8 protein-coding genes and 1 pseudogene are annotated in these 6,120 nt (G+C 57.6%); 6 read left to right on the forward strand and 3 right to left on the reverse strand.

The genetic code is table 11. From position 1 onward, the window contains the following. The first annotated feature begins 369 nt into the window (after window positions 1-369). From GQ59_RS16445 to GQ59_RS16455, 3 genes are all read left to right on the forward strand, one after another. Window positions 370-621, forward strand: a complete 252-nt coding sequence (locus GQ59_RS16445) for a hypothetical protein (protein WP_152564352.1) — start codon at window positions 370-372, stop codon at window positions 619-621. Window positions 622-782: 161 nt separating this feature from the next. Further along, window positions 783-1,076 (forward strand): ArsR/SmtB family transcription factor, encoded by a 294-nt coding sequence (locus GQ59_RS16450; RefSeq protein WP_037083045.1) that lies wholly within the window; start codon window positions 783-785, stop codon window positions 1,074-1,076. 844 nt (window positions 1,077-1,920) lie between these two features. Then, window positions 1,921-2,319, forward strand: coding sequence for a hypothetical protein (locus GQ59_RS16455; RefSeq protein WP_037083048.1), 399 nt, complete (start codon window positions 1,921-1,923; stop codon window positions 2,317-2,319). A 378-nt stretch (window positions 2,320-2,697) separates the two neighbouring features. Here GQ59_RS16455 and GQ59_RS16460 read toward each other — a convergent pair whose 3' ends face one another. Next, entirely contained in the window at window positions 2,698-2,964 is a 267-nt protein-coding gene (locus GQ59_RS16460; protein WP_037083050.1) for a hypothetical protein, read from the reverse strand. A 92-nt stretch (window positions 2,965-3,056) separates the two neighbouring features. Next, window positions 3,057-3,704 (reverse strand): ATP dependent DNA ligase, encoded by a 648-nt coding sequence (locus tag GQ59_RS16465; RefSeq protein ID WP_244447981.1) that lies wholly within the window; start codon window positions 3,702-3,704, stop codon window positions 3,057-3,059. 173 nt (window positions 3,705-3,877) lie between these two features. On the opposite strand from GQ59_RS16465, the gene GQ59_RS16470 reads away from it, so the two are divergent. Continuing rightward, on the forward strand, window positions 3,878-4,810 hold the full coding sequence (locus tag GQ59_RS16470) for an FkbM family methyltransferase (RefSeq protein WP_152564353.1): 933 nt from the start codon (window positions 3,878-3,880) through the stop codon (window positions 4,808-4,810). Between the two features lie 20 nt (window positions 4,811-4,830). On the opposite strand, the pseudogene GQ59_RS16475 reads toward GQ59_RS16470, so the two are convergent. Beyond that, window positions 4,831-5,400: pseudogene (locus GQ59_RS16475) on the reverse strand (ATP-dependent DNA ligase); the annotation flags it as partial. Window positions 5,401-5,482: 82 nt separating this feature from the next. On the opposite strand from GQ59_RS16475, the gene GQ59_RS31925 reads away from it, so the two are divergent. Both GQ59_RS31925 and GQ59_RS16480 read left to right on the forward strand, forming a co-directional pair. After that, on the forward strand, window positions 5,483-5,770 hold the full coding sequence (locus tag GQ59_RS31925) for a hypothetical protein (RefSeq protein ID WP_152564354.1): 288 nt from the start codon (window positions 5,483-5,485) through the stop codon (window positions 5,768-5,770). A gap of 26 nt (window positions 5,771-5,796) precedes the next feature. Beyond that, window positions 5,797-6,099: a hypothetical protein gene (locus GQ59_RS16480; RefSeq protein ID WP_037083055.1), complete on the forward strand. Its 303-nt coding sequence runs from the start codon at window positions 5,797-5,799 to the stop codon at window positions 6,097-6,099. Window positions 6,100-6,120: the final 21 nt, after the last annotated feature.

A 6,120-nucleotide genomic window follows, 5' to 3' on the forward strand; every position in this document is an offset into this window, starting at 1 on the left:
CCGAGTGCCTGCACCAGATCCGCACTTCCCGTCACCACCTTCTTTCGTCGACCTAAATGCTCGAGCGCGCGCTCCTGCTCCGCTGTACGGTATAGCTTAACAACGCAGATTGCATCGTCAGGCGCTAGAGCGGGCGGCCGACTTTGTCCGGTCGCGAAAATTATGGAAAGCCGCGGCTTCAATGCGCGGGAAGTGTTAGCCAGTTGCGACCCATCCATGTCGGAAGACCCCGGTCGGTCATCAAGACGTCTATCCGATTTGAAGGACTTGCCGATTGGTGGGGCGACGCTACGTCTGCTCTACCCCGGACACTCCAGAGTTCCGGCGATCTCGGCTCGTCGACCGGCGAGCCTTTTTATTGGGGGGAACATGAACGCATTTTTGTCGCTTCTTCGGTCGATGGTGGAAAACCTCCCGGAACAGACACCATCAGCTAGAGCGACTGTTTACAGCCGCGCCCGCGACAGAATGGTTCGGCATCTAGAGAAGGCCGACCCGCCACTCTCTGGGGAACAAATCGAGAAACAAGTGGTGAAAATGCGTGACGCGATCGTTCTGATCGAGCAAGACTACGCCGGTAATGGCTATCCAGCAGAAAGCAGAAAAAAGCCGATTCCGTAAACGGACATCGCGAAAGTTCCAATAACATCAATTAAGTTGATATCCTGAGCCCCGCGTCGTCGAGATGAGCAAAATCGGCGATGGCTTAGCGAATCATTCGAGTCACCATAGAAGGATGCCTGATATGATATCGGGAACCCGAGATATGGTGCAGAGGACATATGACGACGGAATTCGCGTTCAATTTTATAAAGGCATCCGCGCTCCTTGATCTCATGGCTCATCCCGCCCGTTTGCGTGTCCTTGAATTGATCAGTGAAAAAGAGTGGGATGTGGGCTCGCTCGCGATAGCCGTCAATATCAGTCAATCCGCATTATCTCAGCACCTCAAGAAACTTCGGGATGCAAAGCTTGTCGAAACGCGGCGAGAGCGCCAGACGGTGATGTACTTTTGTCGCGAAGAGGCGGTCGGAAAAATCCTAGAAACCCTTCGGGCCATAACCGTCCTTAGGTAAAAAGTGATATCGCCGAATTTGGGAAAAGTTGCGGCAGACCATCGCTCCGGTTGCCCTGACTCAACGCAATTACTAGCTCGTTCGGGGCTTGTTGCTGTCTTGCTGCAGTAGTCATGAAAGCGGGATGGAAGCGCGGTATGTAATTTAAGTCGTTCCTCCCCTAGGGAATGCAGTCAATATTTTCGGACGACGCGCTACCGAAAGCGCTGAGGCGGAAGCTGGGCTAGATCGCGCCTCAAAGAAAGGCCCGCCGAAGCGGGCTGAGTTGGGGGATTGTCTGGAGTAGTCGGAGACGCAGCGGACATCGGTGAAGGTGCCGATGTTTGGAAGGGTTGCTACGCCCGTTATTCGAACTGCGACCGAGGGCAGACGTTCCACCCGCGAGCCAATATCCTCGTTGCCCCGTCATTTTCGAGAGTTACCCTTCCCCTGCGTGGCCATACCTATGCGAGTGATGGTCCAAGGGATTGATTTGGGTATCAGATCGTAACTGGCGGGGACGAGCCCTTGGCCTTTGCGGCTACGCCATTGTCGTCAATCGCAAGCGTGTCGGCGTCGTGGCCGATTGAAAAACTGATCCCAGGGGGTGCGCCAATCCGCCACACTGCATTCACTTGCGCTAATAGATACCGCCCGCCATATCCACGCCGCGCGCATCGCCGGGTACTCTCCTATCCGCATGCCGTCGCCCGGCACAGGGATCAAGCATTGCCTGTGTCGGGCTCTTGGGGATCTTCATACACTCTGCCAGTCTTGTCAGAGATTTCCACTTGGCGCCCCATTCTTTTGACCTGCTCTTCATCCCGTTTCGCGACTCGCTTATATGCCGGGGATGGACAAGGTCATGCGAGACAACCTGATCGTGAAATTGCGTGCTGACGGGGAGACCATCCCGACGATCGCAAAGCAATTGGGCCTGCCAACGACGACGATTAAAGTCGTCCTGCAAAACCACGCCTACTGCATTGTGGATACTCCGCCGCCGGCAGGCATGAGCATCCGGACGGCTTGCCTTATCTGGCGCTCTCTCGGCAGTTGGCCTACATCAGCTAATGCCGGAGAACTTTCCCTGAGGAAGCAGGCCTTCATGAGGGCGCCCGGAACAAAGCGCAAGGACTGGCGTGATTTCGACGCATGGGTCGCTCGATCTCGTCATCCTGATCCGACGCAGCCCGCTATTACCCATGTGGAGGAAAGCGATGAAGTCTTCCTTCAGGTGGTCTCGCTCAGCCAAGGCGTCTGACACGGCCTCGGATTCAGATCACCGTGCGACCTAAGGGTCCCGTGTATTGTGTTCTCAACCTATGTTCCCTTGCGCGCCTCAGAAACGCGTTTGCATCAGCAAGACTAAGTATCTGGCCCATTTCATCCCAGTCTGGGAAGTTTGCCCGCAGCCATAAGAAGCCGCGGTCGCTCAGTACGCTGAGGTGCCAGCCGGATTCTTTCCGAGACAAGTCGAAATCAGCAGACGAATGTGGTGCTCTCAGATCGCTGGGTTGCTGCCCTTTTGTGACGTCCTTTGGGTGCGACTTACTTGAATAGTAATTCTGCATACCGGTCATCCTGTCTCAGAACGATACAACCGATTACCCCAAAGCCCGTTAACCTTCGTTGACATCCATCAATGCCGTCGAAGGCGTCGAAAATCTCTGGCAACCTCGGTGCTGTCCAGGACACCCCGACAAGCGACGATAATGTTACGGCAGCGCGCCTCCTCGTTCGGAGTAATATCGATAAGTTCGCCGTCAGGACCGTCCCGCTCGAATATCCGCACACCAAAAGCGATTTCCGCGAGGCGCTGTTCATGTCTTTCAATCTGAAACTGCAAATGCTCTTCGAGCTCGGAGGAGAGCGCAATAATTGCCTCCAGTGTGGTTGGAAACAACATCGTCGAGACTGCTATTTGAAATTGTGACTCCAATTGGACTATGAGTCATCCACGAATTCGCCATTCGAGATTGTGACGTGTAGTCACATCGATTAATCCGACAGCCGGAAGACTTCGGGCAATTCGTCGGGATCGCGCAGCCCCTTGAACGACGCGTGCCGGAGCTTCCCGTCGTTCGTCCATGCGCGGTACTCAATTTCTGCGACATACATCGGCCCGGTCATCACCAGGCTCTTGCCCGGGACCTTGTCAACCGGCACTCGCGTCTTGATTTTGTCGAGCATCTTCTTCAGCCGTCGAGCCTCGTCATGCTTGAAGCCGGTACCGACGCTACCGACGTATTTGTAGCCGTCCCGGTACCGCGCGCCCAGCAACAGACTGGCGATTGCGCCGGGAAGCGCTGTTGAGGGCTCGTAGCCGATGATGGCGAAGCTGTCGCTCTGGATGCACTTGATCTTCAGCCAGTCGCCGGTTCGGCCGGAGCGGTATGGCTGGTCCCGGTGCTTCGAGATGATCCCGGTGGACGGTGCGCCGGCCCAGCCCGCCATGCCGATCTTCGGCGAGCCGCCGAAGATCAACCCGTAACGAAGGCACTCTTCGCAATAGCGAAGGGTATGGCTTGGAAAAAGGGCGGCGTCCCGGCTCCGCCCTTTTTCACTGCCTGCGATCCCCGTTCGGGCGGAACACCTTCGGATGCAGAAGAGCGCCGCGACGTCGAGCCCGGCAGGGCGCGCCTGCATCTGCCCGTCCACCCCTACCCATTGGGAGTAGAGGGATGAGGCTCGTGCAGCCCATTCCGCTGCAACTAGCACTTTCGTAGCCGTACCGGCGGATTCGGTCGGCGTGTAAACTTCCTCCCGCCGGCGTGGCCGTGGTCGACCGGCGCTCGTTGCAGAACGGCCTGGGGCACGAGATGCAGATAAACCAAGTATTGCCGAATGCCATCTATGTCATGCGCAGGTCGATCGACAGAACGATCATAGAGCCGATGCGGCGCAGACAGTTCGCCAAGGAAAGCAACGTCTTCACGCACCGGACCAATCGGGGATATGTCTTCAACCTCGATCCCGCTCAAAGCATAGACGAAGCCATCTTCGTCGAAGGTTCCTTCGAAGGGCGGTTCCTGGACTTCCTGCATGGCCGCTTCGAGCCCGGCGCCGTCGCCCTCGATATCGGGGCGAACATCGGCAACCATGCCATCCACCTCCACGAGGACTTTGCGGAGATCCACTGCTTCGAACCCAACCCCGAGGTTTTCAGGCACCTGACCGAGAATATCCGCTCGAACGGGTTCGACAATATCCAGCTCCATCAGGCCGGACTCGGAGACTGTGACGACGTCCTCATGTTCCGCGAAAACCTCGAGGGCAATCTCGGCGCCAGCGGGTTCGTGGACGACGACACGCCGTCGGGCCACAGCCGGATCCTTCACCTGCCGGTTTTCGAGGGTGACAAGCTTATCGCCCGGCTGGGGATAACGCGGGTGGATTTCATTAAGCTCGACGTCGAAGGGTTCGAGCGCCGGGTGCTGAAGGGTCTGCGTGAAACTATCGCGCTGCGCCGGCCGATCGTCGCCTTCGAATTTCACGGCCATCTCGCCGGCCCGGATGATTTCCAGAAACTGGTATCCTTCCTGCCGGATTACCGGTTCTATGACCTGGAATACGCGCCCGAATCCGCCTCGACGCTGGAAAAGCTGAAATGGAACTTCAGCCATGGCGGCACGCCGGTCGTCAGGCAATTCGAATATCCCGAGCCCCGGACCTACGAGAACATACTCGCCTTCCCCTCGCCGGAAGAATTCGATCGCTTCACCACACGCAGGCCCGCGCCTTCGTTATGGTGATGACATGACCGGTGACACGCGAGGCCGAGCCGGCACGCATGCGCCAGCAGCTCGTCCGAATCCGCGTCGAACTCTTCCGAGATCCTGATCGCCCCGCCGGGTTCGTCGAGCGCGTCATCGCGGAGATGACGCCGGGCGGCATAATCGAGGCCGCGAAGGTCGTGCCCGTCGAGATATAGCAGATCGAAGGCATAGAGGATCGAGTTGCGGGATGGCAGCTTGCCACCGCCCTTGTCGGAAGCACCCAAGGAGTTCTGCAGCAGGCCGAAATCCGATCGCCCCTGCTCATCGAGCACCACCGCCTCGCCATCGAGGATCATGGTGGTCGAGCCGAGAGCCTTGGGGGCGTCAGAGATTGCCGGGAACCGATGCGTCCAGTCGTGCCCGCCGCGGGAAATGATCCGGACGCCGGTCGGCTCGATATGCACAGCCAGGCGGTATCCATCCCATTTGACTTCATAGGACCACTCGTCGCCCTGCGGCCGACTGCTCTTCAGGAGTGCGAGGCAAGGCTCGACCCGGTCCGGTATGGGATCGAAGGGAAGGTGTGGCTGCTTCGGATCGCGGCGCTTGACTGGCCGACTTTGCAGCGGCGGACTGCCGGCCGGAACTCAATGCCGTTCCAAGAATTATGGCGATGCCGGAGCACGATTCAAGTTCGAAGGTGACAACATGCGCATCATCGACGATTGGCTGGAAGATTGGATTTCAGACCGAACCAACGTCTTGGCAGATGACGTGGTTTCCCTCTCAGGCCGCCTGCGACAGTCAGCGCTCGATGAGGGCTATTCGTTGAAAAGGTTGGAGAATGCCAGCAACGGAGACGTAGACCGGATCGTCAGACGAGCCTTCGTTCATCATCTGATTGCGCAGTCCGATATCGCGCCAGTCACGCCACCCTCCCTCGTCATACGAGATCCACAAACAGCTTCGTCCGATGTTCGCGAATCCGCGTTTTAGCTGGGTGTTGATAGGGACCTACTGCAATGAGCCCGACCACCGATTTCATCGCGGAACTTGTCCGAGCCGCTAATGATATAGATAAAATGAACCCGAAAGAATCCGGGCGGCTGCTCAATCGGGCAGTTAATACTATCCGCTACATGAGAGAGCAGGCCGGCATACCGGGCAATCATACGGCGGCCGACGTCGTGATCGACTTGCAGACGACAGCTGTGGCCCTCGGCTTGGATAACCGATCGCCCGATCAGGTCAGGGCTGCCCTGCTGGATGCCGCCGGAATAATCCGAGACCTGCATATCGTGCTGAACACGGGCACCGAAATTTAGATCGGGGATCCGCCGAAGCGC

It is taken from the genome of Neorhizobium vignae (assembly GCF_000732195.1).
Lineage (GTDB): Bacteria > Pseudomonadota > Alphaproteobacteria > Rhizobiales > Rhizobiaceae > Neorhizobium > Neorhizobium vignae.